Here is a 19,010-nt window from a genome sequence, read left to right on the forward strand (position 1 = left end):
TACAATTAACATTTCACTAACATCGTTAATTTTTATTATAAATTATTAAAAATCAAATATTTGTAAATATTTTGATGTGTTTTTGTAATGTAGTAAAATTTAACTTGATGTGTTTTTGTAGGGAAATTTAATTGCTGATAGTAAAATATTAACATTATTATTGCATCAAATTACTAATTAATTAACCAAAATTTTTAGAAAAATGAAATTAACAAAATTACTTGTTTTTTGTATTTCATCTTTGTTATTCTCGGTTATAGCGGTGGCTCAGGATGTCACAGTAAACGGAGTGATAAATGATGAAAGTGGGATGCCTGTTCCAGGCGCAACAGTTTTAGTAAAAGGTACTAATAAATCGACAGCGTCTGATTTTGATGGTAAGTTTCAAATTGCTGTACCTTCAAACGCAACTTTAACAGTTACTTTTATCGGTTATACTACAGTAAACGAAGCTGTAAATGGGAGAACAAAAATTTCAATTCAGTTAAAACCTGAATCACAAGCTTTGAATGAAGTTGTGGTAGTAGGATATGGTACTCAAAAAAAATCTGTGGTTACGGGAGCAATCTCTAGTGTAAAAGCGGCAGATCTTGAAAAAGTACCAAACGGACGTGTTGAGCAGACTTTGCAAGGTAGAGTAGCAGGGGTTTCTGTTGCCGCTACTTCTGGACAGCCAGGTTCAGCTTCAAAAGTTCGTATTAGAGGTATAACTACTTTTAGAGAAGGTGGTAACGATCCGCTATGGGTTGTTGACGGTATTGCTGTAGATGCTGGTGCGATCGGTTTTATTAATCAAAGTGATATTGAGTCTGTAGAGGTTCTTAAAGATGCTGCTTCTGCGGCTATCTACGGTACTCGTGCCGCTACTGGGGTTATTTTGGTTACGACTAAAAAAGGTAAATCTGGAAAAATTTCTGTAAACTATACTGGTTTTGCAGGTATCTCTGGACCAGCTAAAAGATTAAACTTGTTGAATTCTCAGGAGTATGCAACAGCAATGAATGAGAAATCTGTGAATGACGGCGGAGCAATAAAATATACTCCTACACAAATCAGCGCAATGGGTAAAGGTACAGACTGGCAGGATGCAATCTTCAATGATTCGGCTTTCAGATATACACACGAATTGAGCTTTAGCGGCGGGGGAGAAAAATCTACTTTTTATGCTTCTTTTGGTGTACAAGATCAGGAGGGTATTGTTACAACGGATATTTCAAATTACACAAAGAAAAATTTCCGTTTAAACTCTACTCATAAAATCTCTAATTATTTTACGTTTGGACAGACTTTTGGTTACACACACCAAAAATCTAAAAGTTTAGGAAATACAAACAGTGAATTTGGAGGACCTTTAAGTTCTGCAATCAACTTAGATCCGCTTACTCCATTAGTGGTAACAGATCCAGCAGAAGCGAGCACAGGTTTTTATACAAACCCAAATGTGGTTAGAGATGCTAGCGGAAGACCTTACGGAATTTCTTCATTAGTGCAGCAAGAAATGACAAATCCTCTGGCGTATACCCAAACAAGATTAGGAGCATACAACTGGTCTGATGATTTTGTTGGTAATGCTTATTTAGAGGCTAATATTACAAGCCATTTAAAATTTAGAACTACACTTGGAGGTAAGTTAGCATATTGGGGAAGTGAAGCTTTTACACCTGTTTTCTTCTTAAATCCAAACATGAAAGCGGACAAAAATAACTTCAACCAAAACAATGAAAAATCATTTGCTTGGACTCTTGAAAATATTTTGACTTACAGTAACAAATTTGGAAATCATAGTGTAAATGTTTTAGCAGGACAAGGTGCTTATGTTGAAAATATTGGTACAGTTGTTAATACTACAATGTTCGGACTTCCGATAACAAGTTACAAAGATGCTTCTTGGAACTTTAACATTCCTCAAACGGACAGATCAACTAATACAGAGGATAAAACGCAGCACAAATTGGCTTCTTTGTTCTTACGTGGAAACTATGATTACATGGAGAAATATCTTTTCACTGGAATTATTCGTCGTGATGGATCAACACGTTTTGGTGAAAATAAAAAATGGGGAGTTTTCCCGTCATTCTCTTTAGGATGGGTAATTTCAAAAGAAGGTTTCTGGAAAGAAAACACTGCAGTTAACAGTTTGAAACTGCGCGGAGGTTATGGAGTTGTAGGGAATGACAATATCGATGACTTTAAATACAGAGGTTTAGTTGTTGGAGGATACAATTATTCAGTTGGAAATAATGGAGATATTACAACTGGTTATGGTAACTCAACTTTACCAAACGCAGATTTAGGATGGGAAGAAACATCACAAACAACCGTTGGTCTTGATGCTAGACTTTTCAATGATTTTACTCTTGCTCTTGACTACTACAAGAAAAGAACTACTGGAATTTTAAGAAATGTTGTTATTCCTGGATATGTTGGAGTTGTTGATGCACCTTCTGCAAATATCGCTGATATGGACAACAGTGGTTTTGAGATTGAAGTAGGCTACAAAAAAAGACTTGGAGATTTTAATTTAGGGGTTAATGCTAATATGGCTTACTTGAAAAATGAAATCACTTATGTAGGTTCGTCTACTAATTACATTGTTGGAGATGCTACTTTCCAATCTATGGGACCTGTTACAAGAACTCAGGTAGGGCATTCTTTCAATGAGTTTTATGGTTTCAAAACTGCTGGAATTTTCCAAAATGCAGCCGAAGTTGCAGCTTACAAAAATGCGGCAGGAAACTTAATCCAGCCAAATGCAAGACCTGGAGATTTCCGTTGGGTAGACGCAAATGGTGATGGCGCTATTTCAGATGACGATAAACAATTTTTAGGAACTAATATCCCTAAATACACTTTTGGTCTTACGATCAACTTAGATTACAAAAACTTTGATTTTATGGCATTTGCTCAAGGAGCTGCAGGAAGTAAAATTTTCCAAGGTTTAAGAAGACTTGATGTATTAAATGCAAATTACCAAACAAGTGCTTTAGATCGCTGGCATGGAGAAGGAACATCAAATGATTATCCTAGATTGACAAACAATGACCCGAACAAGAACTACACAAATATGTCTGATTTTTATCTTGAAAGCGGTAACTACGCACGTTTAAAAATTGTTCAAATTGGTTATACACTGCCGGCAAGCTTATCATCAAAAATTGGTTCAGATAAAATTCGTTTTTACTTGACAGGAGAAAACTTAATCACTTTTACCAAATACACAGGATACGATCCTGAAATTGGAGGTCAGGTTTTTGGTGTAGACAAAGGAGTTTATCCGCAAGCTAGATCTTTCTTGTTAGGAGCTAACATTCAATTTTAATAAATTAAAGAATTATGAAAACTACAAAATTTAAATATATATACGCAGCTGTGGCAGTGGCTATGATGGGATCTTGTTCTGAAGATTTCGTTACCATTAATCCAGAAGGAAAATTTGACTCGAGTACCTACTTTTCTAATGAGCAGCAGTGTTATGCAGCTTTAATTGGTACTTACGATCCGTTAAGAAAAAACACTGGAGGTTTTGAAAATTTAGTAGCAATGCTAAACGCAGGTTCTGATGATTTTTATGCTGGAGGCGGTAGTTCTACAGACGGAAATGGAATTCAAAATTTCTCAACGCACTCGCTTACCTCAATTAGTATTCCAGGAAGTTTCTGGAACGATCACTATCAAGGTGTTGGAAGAGCAAACTTGCTGATCTCAAAAATTCCTGCAGCGGCAATGAGTGATGCTGTAAAAGTTAGATTTACAGCTGAGGCTAAAACACTTCGTGCATTTTACTACTTCAACTTAGTAAGATTGTTCAAAAATATTCCTTTGGTATTAGATCCTTTAACAACTCAGACTATTTATACTCCTGAGCAGGTTACACCAGATGTGATTTATGCACAAATCGAAAAAGATTTATTAGAAGCTATTCCAGCGCTTCCAAACACTGTTGACGCAGCAACTGAATCAGGAAGATTTAATAAAGGCGCTGCACAGGCATTACTTGGAAAAGTGTATTTGTTTGAAGGAAAAAATTCTCAGGCAGCAGCAGTTTTAGCTGAAGTAAATGGTACGCCGGGAGCAACTAACCAATACGGAAATAAATTGCTTACAAAATTTAGTGATCTATGGGTGACTTCTAACAAATTTAATGCAGAGTCTCTTATCGAAGTATCTCACAGTAGTGCTGGTAATACAGATTGGAGTTTCTGGGGACAAGGTAAAGATGAAGGAAACTCGCTAAACCAAATGGTTGGGCCAAGAGGATATTCTAGACCAACAGGTTCTGATGCGGCAGACCTTCCTTCAGGATGGGCTTTCAATCCGGTGACGCAAGGTTTATATGATGTCATGAAGAATGACCCAAGATTTGAAGCTACTATTTATGATTTAAAAGCTTTAAAAGCAGCTGGAAAAGCAGACTATATTCCAGCTTATCAGGATACAGGTTATTTCTTGAATAAATACCTTCCAAGACAGTCAGATGTACGTACAGGCGGTGGTAACCAAGAGTTGAACTACAAACAAAACTCTTACATTATCAGACTGGCAGATACATATTTAATGGAAGCAGAAGCTTTAGGATCTGGTGCAAGAGCGCAAGCTTTACTAGATGCTGTTAGAGCTAGAGTTGGATTGACTCCTGTTCCTGTAACATTAGCGGCTATTAAGCTTGAAAGAAGAATGGAATTAGCTGGTGAAGGACACAGATTCTTTGATTTAGTAAGATGGGGAGATGCTGCAACAGCATTGGCAGACAGAGGCTTTAATGCAGGTACAGATGAAATTTTCCCAATTCCTTACACAGAGTTGAATGGTACTAAATTGAAACAAAATCCTAATTATCAATAAGAAAAATTAACTAATCTGAGCGATTAAGTTAATAAGAAAATAAAGAGTTAAGTTAAGTTTAAGTTTGGTTGTAAATAGCCCATAATCATTATGAGTATGGGCTATTTTTTAAATCATCGAACGCGACATTTTTGATTATTGTCTGAGTAAAAGCTTCAATTTTAAATTTATAATAATGGGGAACGAATGAAAAAAAACAGTTTAAAAGTTCTTTGTCTTTTGTTTGCTGCAACAGCATTTGCACAACAGCCAAAAGCAAAAGAGTTTAGAACCAATGGTAAAAAAATTACAGTTTATACAACTGCAGAAAACTCCAAGTTACGATTAACAACAACAGATCATTTAACGTTTTCTGAATCAAAACAGCCTTTAGAAACCGAAACTTCTGTTTTTGTACAGCCCTCAAAAAAGTTTCAGACTTTTATGGGAATTGGAGGTGCGATAACAGATGCAAGTGCCGAAATATTTGCTAAACTGTCAAAAGAAAAACAAACAGAATTTTTAAATGCTTACTACGATCAACAAAAAGGTATTGGCTATTCTTTGCTAAGAACAACGATTCAGAGTTCTGATTTTAGCAGTGGAAGCTATTCTTATATCGAAGAAGGAGATAAAGATTTAAAAACATTTTCTATTGATCATGACAGGCAGTATCGTATTCCGCTGCTAAAAAGAGCTATCCAGACTGCAGGAGGAAAACTGACTACTTATGTAGCGCCTTGGTCACCGAATGCTTTTATGAAAAGCAATAAAAATGTCCTGAAAGGAGGTACTTTACTTCCTGAATATTATCAGACATGGGCCAACTTTTACGTAAAATTTATTAAAGCTTACGAAAAAGAAGGAATCCCGATTTGGGGAACTTCAACCCAAAACGAGCCAATGGCAGTGCAGACTTGGGAATCTTGTATTTATACTGCCGAAGCAGAAAGAGATTTTATTAAAAACTTTCTTGGACCAACGCTGAAAAAAGAAAACTTAGGGGACAAAAAAATCATTGTCTGGGATCATAATCGTGATTTGATGAATTACAGAGCCAATGTGATTTATTCTGATCCTGAAGCGTCAAAATATGTCTGGGGAATGGGATTTCATTGGTACGAAAACTGGTCTGGAGGAGCATCAATGTTTGACAATGTAGGCAAAGTAAACGAAGCGTATCCAAACAAAAAATTATTGTTTACAGAAGGCTGCGTAGAGAAATTTGATGCTGCAAAGTACCAATATTGGCCAAATGGCGAACGTTACGGAATCTCTATGATTAATGATTTTAATAACGGAACAGTGGGCTGGACGGATTGGAATATTCTTCTGGATCAAAACGGAGGTCCAAATCATGTTGGTAATTTCTGCTTTGCACCAATTCATGCCGATACCACGACAGGAGAATTAATCTATACACCTTCTTATTATTACATAGGACATTTTTCAAAATTCATTCGCTTAAATGCAGTCAGAGTTAGTACAGCAGTAAGCAGAAGCGCTTTGTTAAGTACTTCTTTCTTAAATACAGACGGTACTATGGCTACTGTTGTGATGAATCAATCGGGAAATGAACTGACTTATAACTTGATAATAGGCGCTGCAAAAACGGTAGTTAAAATTCCAGCGCACGCGATACAAACTCTTGTGTACTAATTATTTTGTAGGTAGAGTAAAGACGAAGACTAATTTGAGCATTCATTTTAGTTTTCGCTTTACTTTAAATTTTAAACGATTTTTTTAAGTAATATGAAGGCCACAAATAAAATTTTAGCAGCTTTAGTAGTATTAGCGCAATTAAGTTGTTATTCTCAAAAGAATACCGATAAAAAAGGTTCTCTATCAAAGTCAAAATCAAAAATACAGGTCTACACGACCGCCGAAAATACTAATTTGAAATTGTCGTTATCAAATGATTTTATTTCAAATACCACTACACCACAAACAAAACCAACAGTTTCAATTTCTTTGAATACTGAAAAAACAGATCAGACTTTTTTAGGAATCGGCGGTGCTGTTACAGATGCAAGTTCCGAGGTTTTTGCTAAACTTTCTCCGAAAAAGCAAAAAGAATTTCTAACGGCCTATTACGATAAAAATAAAGGAATCGGGTATTCTTTGGCAAGAACCAATATTCACAGCTGCGATTTTAGCAGCGGCAGCTATACTTATATTCAAGAAGGAGATAAAGATTTAAAAACTTTCAATATAGATCACGATCGAAAATATCGTATCCCATTACTAAAAAAAGCAATTGAAACAGCCGGCGGGAAACTAACTTTATTTGTCAGTCCTTGGAGTCCCCCAGCTTTTATGAAAGACAATAATGATATTTTGCACGGCGGCGTTTTATTGCCTGAGTTTGCACAATCCTGGGCAGACTATTATACCAAATTCATTAAAGCTTATGAGAAAGAAGGAATCCCGATTTGGGGTTTAACTATTCAGAATGAGCCAATGGCAAAACAACGCTGGGAATCTTGTATTTACACTCCAGAAGCAGAACGTGATTTTCTTAAAAAATTTCTTGGGCCGACTTTAGAAAGAGAAGGACTCGGGGCTAAAAAGGTAATCATCTGGGATCACAATCGCGGCGATATGCTGACCAAAAGAGCCAATCTGGTATTCTCAGATCCTGAGGTTTCAAAATACGCTTGGGGAATCGGATTTCATTGGTATGAAACATGGAATGGCGGTACTCCAAAATTTGAATCGGTGGGAGAAGTGCATGCCGCTTTTCCAAACAAAAATCTCATTTTTACAGAAGGATGCATAGAAAAGTTTGATCCTAAAAACTTTCAATTCTGGGGAAATGCAGAACGATACGGACTTAATATGATCAACGATTTTAATAACGGAACCGTTGGATGGACCGATTGGAATGTACTTTTAGATCAAAACGGAGGGCCAAATCATGTAGGCAATTTTTGTTTTGCGCCCATTCATGCCGATACCGCCAAAGACGAATTAATCTATACGCCGATGTATTATTATATAGGGCATTTTTCAAAGTTCATTCGTCCCAACGCCAAAAGAATCATTCAAAACATAAGCGATAAAAACTTAATAAGCACTTCTTTTAAAAACACTGACGGCAAGATAGTAACTATTGTCATGAACCAATCAGATGCAGAAGTTGTTTATACTATCGCAAACCGCAATTTGCAGCATACCATAACAATTCCAAAGCATGCGATGCAGACCATTGTTTTCTAACTAAAAAACTATTCAAATGAAATTCAATTTTAAAAACCACATAAAGACCTTATTCTTTGTTGCTGCAGTATTTGCTCAGATCAAATGCTCCTCTTCAAATGATACAGTAGATCCAGGGCCGGTAACGCCGCCCGTTGTCATTACAAATGATATCGATGTCTGGATCACAAAAGGGGACCAAAGTGTTTTATTGGCCAAGCAATCTGGAATTTTAGGATTCAATAATACTGTAAATACCTATACCAATATAGAAGTAGATGCGGCTCAAAAATACCAGACAATAGACGGTTTTGGGTATACGCTGACCAGCGGAAGTGTTGATGTAATTAATCAATTAAATGCTTCAAAAAAATCGGCTCTTTTACAAGAATTATTTGGTTCTGCAGATAATTCTATCGGGGTAAGTTATTTAAGAATTAGTATTGGCGCATCAGATCTAAGCGCAGATACTTACACTTATGATGATGTTGCAACGGGCGAAACAGACTTGAATCTGACTAAATTTAGTTTAGAAAAAGACAAAAATTTAATTGCACTTTTAAAAGAAATTCTAGCAATCAATCCGAAGATCTTAATTCTGGGGACTCCTTGGTCAGCACCGCTTTGGATGAAAGATCAAAACAGTTTTGTCGGCGGAAAATTAAACACACAATATTATGATGCTTACGCGAAATATTTTGTGAAATATATTCAGCAGATGAAAGCAGAAGGAATTACGATCGATGCTGTAACTCCTCAAAATGAGCCTTTGCATGACAAAAATAATCCCAGTATGTACATGTCGGCTTTAGAACAGACAAACTTTATTAAAAATAATTTAGGACCTGCTTTTAAAACTGCTGGCATTACCACAAAAATTATTGCGTACGATCATAATTGTGATAAACCAGACTATCCCAAAGCGATCTTGGCCGACGCGGCCGCTTTTCCTTTTGTTGACGGTTCGGCTTTTCATTTGTATGCAGGAGACATCAGCGCGTTGTCAGATGTTTATAATGCCTATCCAACAAAAAACATTTATTTTACAGAACAATGGACTTCTTCGACAGGTGAGTTTGGAGGAGATTTAAAGTGGCATTTAAAAAATGTAATTGTTGGCGCAATGCGTAATTACAGTAAAAATGCTTTAGAATGGAATTTGGCCAATAACACTTCTTTTGGACCTCACACATCTGGCGGTTGTAATAGCTGTAAAGGCGCGTTAACAATAACTTCTGGTGACAATTTTCAACGCAATGTGGCTTATTACATCATCGCTCATGCTTCAAAATTTGTTCCTGCGGGTTCTGTCAGAATCGGTAGTAATATAAGCGGGAATTTACAAAACGTGGCTTTCCTGACACCTACTGGATCAAAAGTTTTGATTGTAGAAAATGACGGATCGGCAGCAGAAACTTTCAATATTAAATTTAATGGTAAATGGGCAGCAGTTACGCTTGACGCAGGAGCTGTTGGAACTTTTATTTGGAAATAAAGCAGGATAGAAATAAACTAATTTTCGGATGCTAAAAATCCTAATAAAGTAATTTTTGATAAAGGAAATTGCAACCTTAATTAATTAGAATTTTTTGACACAAAAAGAGCATTTCTATTAAAAAATCAGAAAGTTAATTAACATAACTTTTAACTAAGTTTTTTTCTTTAAGCCTTTGGAAACACTAGCTTTACAGATTAAAATTTTTTAAGCATGAAAAAAATAAATAAAATTAGTTTAGTAGTATTCTTACTTTTTGTAAGTGTTTCATTTTATGGTCAAAATCTAAAAATTATGACCTACAATATTCGTTTGGATGTGGTTTCTGACGGAGAAAACGCATGGCCGAACCGAAAGGATTATTTTACGTCTCAAATACAATTTTATAGTCCGGATATTTTTGGAGTTCAAGAAGCAACACCAAATCAGGTAATCGATATTGCTTCGGCCTTATCAGATTACAGCAAATTTGGCTTAGGAAGAGAAGAAGGAGGACTAGGAGAAGCCTGCACGATTTATTATAAAAAAGAACGTTTTAAAATATTGGATTCCAATACGTTTTGGCTGTCAGAAACACCAAATGTGGTTTCAAGAGGCTGGGACGCTGCCTGCAACAGAGTTTGTACCTATGGCCTTTTTAAAGATTTAAAAACAAAAAAATCCTTTTACGTTTTTAACATTCATCTCGATCATATGGGAGAAGTGGCCAGAATAAAAGGAGTGCAGCTCGTGCTGTCAAAAATAAAAGAATTGAATGCTGCAAATTATCCTGTTTTTCTAATGGGCGATTTTAATTCAGAACCTGAAACAAAACAGATTGTCGAGATTAAAAAAGTAATGAATGATACCAAAGACGTTTCTAAAGAAAAGCCATTTGGTCCATCGGGAACATTTAATGATTTTAAACACAATGAGCCTGTTACATTACTGCTGGATTATATTTTTATTTCAAAAAACAGTGGACTCAAAATTCAAAAACATGCAGTGTTGAGTGATTCTAAAGATTTAAAATATCCGTCGGATCATTTACCTGTTTTAATAGAAGTAGATTAAATATGAAAAACATCAACAAAAAACTTCAAATCTTACTGTTGCTGCCTCTTATTGCAATGCAGTTCAATTGCGGATCTTCAAAAAATGCGGCAGTCGATTCTGGAAAAGCAGCATCTTGGATTACAACAGCAGACGAAACTTCAAAACTAAAAAAGCAGCCCGATTTAGTTTTTACATCAGAAACTAATTCTAATCAAACTATTGAGATTGATCCTTCTCAAACATTTCAAACCATTGAAGGGTTCGGATTTTCGTTAACCGGAGGAAGTGCTCAGGCAATTTTAAAACTGGATAAAGCCAAAAAGGAAGCGGTGCTTCAGGAATTATTTTCCAGAAAAGAAGATGCCATTGGTTTGAGTTACCTGCGAATTAGTATTGGAGCATCTGATTTGAATGAAAAAGTTTTTTCGTATGATGATATGCCGGAAGGGCAGACTGATTTAAAATTAGAACACTTTAATCTGGGGCCTGATTTGAATGATGTAGTTCCGGTTTTAAAAGAAATTTTAAAAATAAATCCTAAGATTAAAATAATGGGATCTCCTTGGTCGCCTCCCGTTTGGATGAAAGACAACGGAAGTTCTAAAGGAGGAAGTTTACAACCAAAATATTATGCCGTATACGCCCAGTATTTTGTAAAATACATTGAGGCAATGAAATCGCACGGAATTGTTATTGATGCTATTACACCTCAAAACGAACCTCTGCATCCCGGCAATAACCCGAGTTTGCTAATGCTGGCCGAACAACAGGCAGATTTTATAGGAAATCATTTAGGGCCGGCTTTTAAAGCAGCAGGAATTAAAACCAAAATTGTGGTTTACGATCACAATTGCAACAAGCCAGAATATCCTTTGACGATTTTAAAAGATGCAAAAGCGAATCCTTTTGTAGCGGGTTCTGCTTTTCATTTGTACGAAGGAGATATCAGCGCATTGTCTACTGTTCATGATGCTTTTCCGAACAAAGATTTATATTTTACAGAGCAATACACAGGCTCAGGAAGCAGTTTTGAAAACGATTTGAAATGGAGTGTAAAAAATGTTGTGATCGGTTCTATGCGCAATTGGAGTAAAAATGCCCTTTCTTGGGGATTGGCAAACGACGAGTATTACAAACCTTTTACACCAGGCGGGTGTTCAACCTGCAAAGGAGCATTGATGATTGATCAAAATCAGAATATAAAAAGAGAAGTAGGATATTATATTATTGGGCATGCTTCTAAATTTGTTCCAGAAGGTTCTGTAAGAATAGGAAGTAATATTGTAGGAAATATACACAATGTTTCTTTTAAAACTCCGTTAGGACAAATTGTTCTGATTGTAGAAAATGATGGAGCTTCGGCAGAAACATTCAATATAAAGTACAATCAAAAACAAATTTCAACATCATTAAATGCAGGTGCAGTAGCCACTTACGTTTGGTAACCAATACTTAATTCATGAAAAAAATAACCACATTTGCCTTGCTGATGGTTTCGCTTTTTACAGTGGCACAGCAGCAGACAATAGATCAAAAAGTAAATGATCTGTTGAAAAAAATGACAATAGAAGAAAAAATTGGCCAGCTTAATCAATACACAGGCGACAATCAGGCGACGGGACCAGTAACCATTAATCCTAATAAACAAGCTGAGATAAAAGCAGGTTTAATAGGATCGATGCTTAATATTATCGGGACAAATTATACCCGAAAATATCAAGAACTGGCGATGCAGTCTAGACTTAAAATTCCGTTATTATTTGGTCAGGATGTCATTCACGGATACAAAACAACTTTCCCGCTTCCGTTAGCCGAAGCAGCGAGCTGGGATCTGGAAGCAATCGAATTAGCAGCGAGAGTTGCTGCTACAGAAGCTGCAGCAAGCGGTATTCATTGGACTTTTGCACCAATGGTAGACATTAGCCGTGATCCTCGCTGGGGCCGCGTAATGGAAGGTGCAGGAGAAGATACTTATTTAGGATCTAAAATTGCCTATGCTAGAGTAAAAGGTTTTCAAGGAAATAAATTGGGTGATTTAAACTCAGTAATGGCCTGCGTAAAACACTTTGCAGCTTATGGAGCAGGAGTCGGCGGAAGAGATTACAATTCTGTAGACATGAGCGAAAGAATGCTCTGGGAAACCTATCTGCCTCCTTTTAAAGCGGCTTTAGATGCTGGTGCCGCAACATTCATGAATTCATTTAATGATATAAACGGAATTCCTGCAACGGGAAATGCACATTTGCAAAGAGATATTTTAAAAGGAAAATGGAACTTTCAAGGATTTGTAGTTTCAGATTGGGGATCTATTGGAGAAATGGTAGCACACGGTTACTCAAAAGATCTAAAAGAAGCCGCTTATGCAGCAATTACAGCAGGAAGTGACATGGATATGGAAAGTAATGCCTATCGTTATAATCTGGCACAATTAGTAAAAGAAGGCAGAGTTTCTATTGATTTAATTGATGATGCTGTAAAACGCATTCTTCGTAAGAAATTTGAATTAGGATTATTTGATGATCCTTATAAATATTCTGACCAGAAACGTGCTGAAAAAGCATTAAATAATCCAGAACATAGAAAAGCGGCCCTAGAAGTAGCGCAAAAAAGTATTGTTTTATTAAAGAATGAAAAACAGACTTTACCAATTTCTAAAGACACTAAAACCATTGCTTTTATTGGCCCCATGGTAAAAGAATATAAAGAAAATATGGGATTCTGGTCTGTCGAGCTTCCAGAAGTAGATTACAATAAATGGATTGTTTCGCAATGGGACGGCCTGAAGAATAAAGCAGGCAAAAACACGAAACTGCTTTATGCAAAAGGATGCGAAATAGAAGGAACTAATAAAGATGGTTTTGAAGAAGCAGTTGCCACAGCAAAACAAGCAGATGTTGTAATCTTAAGTATAGGCGAAAGACGCGACATGAGCGGTGAAGCAAAAAGCAGAAGCGATCTTCACCTGCCTGGCGTTCAGGAAGATTTAGTAAAAGCAATTCAGGCAACAGGAAAACCAGTTGTAGTATTGATAAATGCCGGAAGACCTTTGGTGTTTAACTGGACTGCAGACAATGTTCCGGCTATTGTGTACACTTGGTGGTTAGGAACAGAAGCTGGAAATGCTATTGCAAATCTTTTATTTGGAGATTACAATCCGTCTGGGAAACTGCCAATGACTTTTCCGAGAGAAGTAGGGCAGGTGCCAATTTATTACAATCACTACAGCACAGGCAGGCCGGCAAAAGATGAAAATTCGAACAATTATGTTTCTGCATATATTGATCTGAAAAATTCTCCAAAATTCCCTTTTGGTTATGGACTGAGTTATACAACTTTTGATTATTCTGCTTTAAAATTATCTTCGACAAAAATCAAAAGCAGTGAAAATATTAAAGTTTCTTTTCAACTAAAAAACAGCGGAAAAGTAACAGGAGAAGAAGTGGTACAATTGTACTTAAAAGATAAATTTGGATCTGTTGTTCGACCAGTTTTAGAATTAAAAGATTTTCAAAAAGTAAAATTAAATGCTGGAGAATCTAAAACAATAGAATTTACGATTGATAAAGAAAAGCTTTCTTTTTATAATGATAAATTAGAATGGACAGCTGAACTGGGAGATTTTGAAGTAATGATCGGAGCTTCATCGGCTGACATTAAATTAAAATCTGATTTTGAATTGGTAAAATAATAAATAAAAACGGGGCTTTGTAAGCCCCGTTTTTTTATCTCCTTATTTAAGACGTTTTTTGAAACTGTATTTCAGCATATTTAAAAGACCTTGTTCTATAATATCAATTCCAATCCCATAATTACTGTCCGCAATTTCATGATGCGCATTTCTAAATTCTTCAAACTCATCCTGCGGAATTTCAAGATTGACCAAAGGTTTGTAATCGATATACATAGAAGCGCCGTTTTTAGATACTTTTTTACGGCTCGTAAAATCAAAATACGGATTCTTAATCGTACTTTCCTGAATCGTATATTTTTCCTGAACGTCGATTTTTTGATCTGTCGTTAAGTTAATTTCATATTTTTCATTATCGAAATTATGCCAAAACGGAACATCATTGTGTATAAAATCTCTTGCGTTGTTTTTAACCATATTTCTATCAAAAAACATTAAGAAACGGTTGTTGTCGGCATCCTTAAAATAAGCATTTTCAATGGTGCTTTTATATTGAATCGTCACTTCGTTGAGCTTTTTGTCATCGCTTATCACTTCAATAACAGCATCTTTAAAAATAGTTCTAATGTCGGTTCCGTTCCTGTCATTTGCGTAGTTCAAAGTATAGAACAAGAAATTATTCCAGCTGTCGATTATTTCTCTCTTATTCGTATTCTTAAAATATTTTCGCATATAATTGGCGCGATTTCCTTTGTAACTGCTTACTAGTCTTAGCTGGCCTACATTGTTGACAACATCAAAATCTGCTTTTTCATTAATACCATAATAATCGAATCTATAAGGCTCTTTAATCTGTAAATCCTGATTTGGTTTTACCTCAAGATAATGTTTGAAATAAATAAAACCGCGATTTTCAATCAATCCAAATTCATCTCTTGCCGTTGCATCAACAAAATAAGTCTTGCCTTTGTAATTGATTTTTACAATAACATGATTAAAAGTCAATAACGAAGGAAGGTAATATTTGATGTAGTGATCAGAATTAAAATTGACCAGCACCACCGAAGAATCTACCTTAATATAGTCTAAAACCACTTTTAATAAAACCGATTTTGCTTTGCAGTCACCTTGTTTGTTTTCGTACGTAACCGCCGGTTCTTGCGGTTTATGACCGTTCATCTCATCTGCATTAAAAATATAATAAACATGGTTTTGAACATAGTCAATAGCAAACTGTAATTTTTCGTCCAGATCTGCAATGGCATCTAGTTTTTCAACCAGTTTTGGAGCAAATTCCACCAAAGAAGCTTTGCTGTAAATATCCTCGTAAAGAGGTGAAATGTAATTCGAAAGATCTTTCCAATTACTATCGGTTGCAAAATCAATAAAAGGTGCAATCTCTCTATTTGTATCTACAAAATTGATATAGTTCTCTTTTTCGATAACAAATCGTTCCCCTTTTTTTAGATGGCTGATTTCTGGTTCCAGCACATTTCCTTCTTCATCCCTAAAGAAAGTTTTTTTATACGCGATGGCATCTTTTCTATCGTTAATAAAAGTAAACTTATAATTTCCGTAAGCCCAATAACTGCTTGGTGTTACATAAACATATTTTAAAAATTCTTTGCGTAAGAAGTCACGATCAGAAAATACTTTTACTCGAGAATCTTCAATAATCAAAACATCATAAAGGCGCAGATCTTTTATGGTAATGTTTACCTTTTTATTACTGCTTAAAATACCACCTTCGCTTTGGTTCTCGCTGTCAAGCACTTTGATCTTAGTGTCTGGAATTTTATCAACCAAAACGCCTTCTCTTACAACACTAATTCTGTGTATGATATACGTTTCATTTTCTTCAACAATAATATCTTTTACAGAAGCACTCTCTAGATTGGAAGGTTCATTTAAAGTGTAAGCAACGCAGGCATATTCGCTGTTTTCAGTATCAGAAGTATAATAAATTTTATCTAGAAAATAGCAGAAATCCCGTCCCTCGTCAACCTGATTATTAGAAAAATCCGATTCTTTTATATAGGCAATAAGCTGGTCATCATTAATTTTGGGAGCCCAGTTTTCGGGCTGCTTAATTTTGTAATTCTCTACTTCAATTGTATTTTCCATGCTTGTAATAATATATTAGGTGTATAAACTTTATTGTAGCAAAAATAGGTGTTTATTGTACAATTTTGTCAGTTATATTTTAAAAAATAAACAACAAAAAACCTCACATAAAGTGAGGCAAGTTGAAAAAATATAAATTATTGGTACAGATTATTTTAGAACAGTATTAATAAAATCCATAGCGCCAATTCCTTTGTACGAGGCGTATAAAGCCTTGTCAAAAGCTTCACGTTTGGCTTTTTTGTTTTTTACCTCTGTCTCTGTGATCATTTCGTTGAAAATTCTTTCCTGTTCTGCACTATATTTCAGCGAAGCTTCGAGTAAATAAGTTTTAGAAACAAATCCGAAAGAAGTCCAGATTTTGGTTCTAATTTTTTCATTGATATTTTTTAATGAATTGGAAATCATACTCCTGCATTTAACTTTCAACATTGGCTAAAAAACACATAGAGTGTTTTCTTAGCTTAAAATCAAATATTTAACCTTAATGTGTTATAATGACGCAATGTAATTATTTTTTTTAAATTTGATTTTAAATTTTAGTTAAAATTGTGATTTGCACACTTAATATTTTAAATATATCAAAGCTTGCAGAATCCGCTATATTCTAAAAATGCATTAAATTGCGAAGTATTGGACCAACGAAATTAAAACGGATGCTAAAAGACATAATTGAGAATAGTGAAAATTACCAGCCGGGACTTTCTATAGACTGCGTAATCTTTGGGTTTCATGACAATCAGTTGAAAGTTTTATTGATAAAAGTCGATAAAAGCCAGAAATGGTCTTTACCCGGCGGATTTATTCCTGTTGATCAGGATATTGATACAGCTGCAATTACCGTTTTAAACAGCAGAACAGGTGTAGAAGGCGTATTCCTCAGGCAATTTGCGACCTTTGGAAAAGTAAATCGAAACGAACAGCACTTCGATAAAAAGATTTTAGAATATCTAAAAATCGAAGAAGAGAAAGGCAAATGGCTGCTGCGCCGTTTTGTAACAATTGGGTATTATGCTTTGGTAGATTTTTTAAAAATCATCCCCAATTCGATGAATCGGAATGAAACAGTAGAATGGATTGATCATAAAGAGGTTCCAGAACTTATTTTAGATCATAAAGAAATTTTGGACAAAGCGTTGGATACATTGAGAATGGAGTTGAATTTAATGCCAATTGGATACAATCTGCTTCCAGAAAAATTTACAATTCCAGAACTTCAAAAGTTGTATGAAACAATTCTAGACAAAAAACTTGACAGAAGAAATTTTCTTAGAAAAATAACCAACATTGGAATCCTTTCCAAATTAGACGAGAAAAAAAGCAACGTTGCCCATAAAGCGCCAAATTTATATTCGTTTGATAAAGAAAAATATGAGGAAGTTTTAAAAATTGGATTGAATCAAGGCTGGTAGAAATTGGTTTTCTTTAAAATTAAAATTATGGTCTCAATTGAAACATTTAGAAAATTAGCTTTGTCTTTTCCTAATGCCAAAGAAGAACCGCATTTTGAAAAAACATCGTTCCGGATTAACAAAAAGATTTTTGCCACTTTTGATGAAAAGAATAATCGGGCTGTTTTAAAGCTAAATGAAATCGATCAATCCGTTTTTTGTGCGTCAAGCGAAAAGATTTTCTATCCAATCCCAAATAAATGGGGAGCACAAGGCTGGACCATTGCAGAACTTGCTAAAGTAAGGCCGGAAATGTTTGAAGATGCATTGATACGCTCTTATGAAAATGTGATGGCGAAGAAAAAGTGAGAGTTGAATTAAAAAGTGATGCCTAACATTCTAACGTAATTTTCGTAAGCTCTTAATGTTGAATTTTTTTTATGTTATTTAATAATAGTTCTAAAAGTCAAATTTACCCTCGGTTTTGAGGTTGTTTTTGTTGGAGGGAGTCTGTGAAGCCAATGGGTCTGCGTTTCGTCTTTCATAACCAATAAACTGCCGTGTTGCAGAATTAATGAAACCGTTTCTTTAGTTTCTTTATGTTTGAAAGCAAATTTACGTTCGGCGCCAAAACTCACCGAACCAATTGCACCATTTTTCTTTAAATCCTTTTCAGCATCACTGTGCCATGCCATTCCTTCTTCACCAGAATGATATAAATTAAGCAGGCAGGAATTAAAAGTTTCTCCTGTTTTCTCCTCGATTACTTTTTTTAATTCTAACAATTCTTTTGTCCACGGAAGCGCTTTTTTTGTGGTGTTAGAGTAGGTATATTCAAATTGCTGGTCGCCGTACCAAGCTACTTTTCTTTTGGTTAAAATTAATTTTCCAAAAATAATTGCTTCGTCGTTTTTCCATTCAATGGTATTTAAAAGGTTGTCGCGATAAAAATCGGCTTCATTTCTAGAAAAAACAGTTCCGTAATAATTAACCGTTCCGTCTTTCGGAAGCAGGTTAGTAGTTTCGTTTATTTCAGGATTAAATAAGTCCATTTTTCCATTTTTGATATTCGGTTTTCATGCAATGCCCGCAAGGTCTGAAACCATTTTGTCTGGCTTCATTTTCAGAAAAAAAGAAAACCCGGTTTTCGCGTTTCATTCTTTTTCCTGATGTACATTTTAAGGTTCCGTAGATTTTTAGTTTTCGGTTGCCGCCGAAACAAATTTCCGCATTTTTAATTTTATTTCGGAGATCACGGTCGAGAATTTTATCATGTAGTATCATTTGTTTATGCGTTTGTTTTATTATAGAGACACAC

The 19,010-nt window shown here is 35.3% G+C and carries 14 protein-coding genes; 10 read left to right on the forward strand and 4 right to left on the reverse strand.

Annotated elements, in window-relative coordinates; genetic code table 11:
- The first annotated feature begins 202 nt into the window (after positions 1-202).
- The 8 genes from C4F50_RS10645 (at position 203) to bglX (ending at position 14,237) form a co-directional block, all read left to right on the forward strand.
- Complete coding sequence (locus C4F50_RS10645) at positions 203-3,319, forward strand: SusC/RagA family TonB-linked outer membrane protein (RefSeq protein ID WP_194138642.1); 3,117 nt, start codon at positions 203-205, stop codon at positions 3,317-3,319.
- Between the two features lie 14 nt (positions 3,320-3,333).
- A complete protein-coding gene (locus tag C4F50_RS10650; protein WP_194138643.1) occupies positions 3,334-4,842 on the forward strand; it encodes a RagB/SusD family nutrient uptake outer membrane protein in 1,509 nt (502 codons plus the stop codon).
- Positions 4,843-5,028: 186 nt separating this feature from the next.
- Complete coding sequence (locus tag C4F50_RS10655) at positions 5,029-6,480, forward strand: glycoside hydrolase family 30 protein (RefSeq protein WP_194138644.1); 1,452 nt, start codon at positions 5,029-5,031, stop codon at positions 6,478-6,480.
- Between the two features lie 93 nt (positions 6,481-6,573).
- A complete protein-coding gene (locus tag C4F50_RS10660) occupies positions 6,574-8,040 on the forward strand; it encodes a glycoside hydrolase family 30 protein (protein ID WP_194138645.1) in 1,467 nt (488 codons plus the stop codon).
- Between the two features lie 16 nt (positions 8,041-8,056).
- A complete protein-coding gene (locus C4F50_RS10665; protein WP_194138646.1) occupies positions 8,057-9,514 on the forward strand; it encodes a glycoside hydrolase family 30 protein in 1,458 nt (485 codons plus the stop codon).
- Between the two features lie 213 nt (positions 9,515-9,727).
- Positions 9,728-10,567 (forward strand): endonuclease/exonuclease/phosphatase family protein, encoded by an 840-nt coding sequence (locus C4F50_RS10670; protein ID WP_194138647.1) that lies wholly within the window; start codon positions 9,728-9,730, stop codon positions 10,565-10,567.
- A 2-nt stretch (positions 10,568-10,569) separates the two neighbouring features.
- Positions 10,570-11,994: a glycoside hydrolase family 30 protein gene (locus C4F50_RS10675; protein ID WP_194138648.1), complete on the forward strand. Its 1,425-nt coding sequence runs from the start codon at positions 10,570-10,572 to the stop codon at positions 11,992-11,994.
- 14 nt (positions 11,995-12,008) lie between these two features.
- Entirely contained in the window at positions 12,009-14,237 is a 2,229-nt protein-coding gene (bglX, locus tag C4F50_RS10680; protein ID WP_194138649.1) for a beta-glucosidase BglX, read from the forward strand.
- Between the two features lie 42 nt (positions 14,238-14,279).
- On the opposite strand, the gene C4F50_RS10685 is transcribed toward bglX, so the two are convergent.
- The gene (locus C4F50_RS10685) at positions 14,280-16,301 is read right to left on the reverse strand and encodes a DUF3857 domain-containing protein (RefSeq protein WP_194138650.1); all 2,022 of its coding nucleotides are present in this window, start codon (positions 16,299-16,301) and stop codon (positions 14,280-14,282) included.
- A 150-nt stretch (positions 16,302-16,451) separates the two neighbouring features.
- Positions 16,452-16,709, reverse strand: coding sequence for a hypothetical protein (locus tag C4F50_RS10690; protein WP_194138651.1), 258 nt, complete (start codon positions 16,707-16,709; stop codon positions 16,452-16,454).
- Between the two features lie 248 nt (positions 16,710-16,957).
- On the opposite strand from C4F50_RS10690, the gene C4F50_RS10695 reads away from it, so the two are divergent.
- Both C4F50_RS10695 and C4F50_RS10700 read left to right on the forward strand, forming a co-directional pair.
- A complete protein-coding gene (locus C4F50_RS10695; RefSeq protein ID WP_194138652.1) occupies positions 16,958-17,713 on the forward strand; it encodes an NUDIX hydrolase in 756 nt (251 codons plus the stop codon).
- A gap of 27 nt (positions 17,714-17,740) precedes the next feature.
- A complete protein-coding gene (locus C4F50_RS10700; RefSeq protein WP_194138653.1) occupies positions 17,741-18,061 on the forward strand; it encodes an MmcQ/YjbR family DNA-binding protein in 321 nt (106 codons plus the stop codon).
- A 74-nt stretch (positions 18,062-18,135) separates the two neighbouring features.
- Here C4F50_RS10700 and C4F50_RS10705 read toward each other — a convergent pair whose 3' ends face one another.
- Both C4F50_RS10705 and C4F50_RS10710 read right to left on the reverse strand, forming a co-directional pair.
- Complete coding sequence (locus tag C4F50_RS10705) at positions 18,136-18,744, reverse strand: alpha-ketoglutarate-dependent dioxygenase AlkB family protein (protein ID WP_194138654.1); 609 nt, start codon at positions 18,742-18,744, stop codon at positions 18,136-18,138.
- Positions 18,731-18,976, reverse strand: coding sequence for an Ada metal-binding domain-containing protein (locus C4F50_RS10710; protein ID WP_194138655.1), 246 nt, complete (start codon positions 18,974-18,976; stop codon positions 18,731-18,733). The genes C4F50_RS10705 and C4F50_RS10710 overlap by 14 nt, the downstream gene beginning before the upstream one ends.
- Between the last annotated feature and the right edge of the window lie 34 nt (positions 18,977-19,010).

The sequence above is a fragment of the Flavobacterium hungaricum genome (genome assembly GCF_015182285.1).
Lineage (GTDB): Bacteria > Bacteroidota > Bacteroidia > Flavobacteriales > Flavobacteriaceae > Flavobacterium > Flavobacterium hungaricum.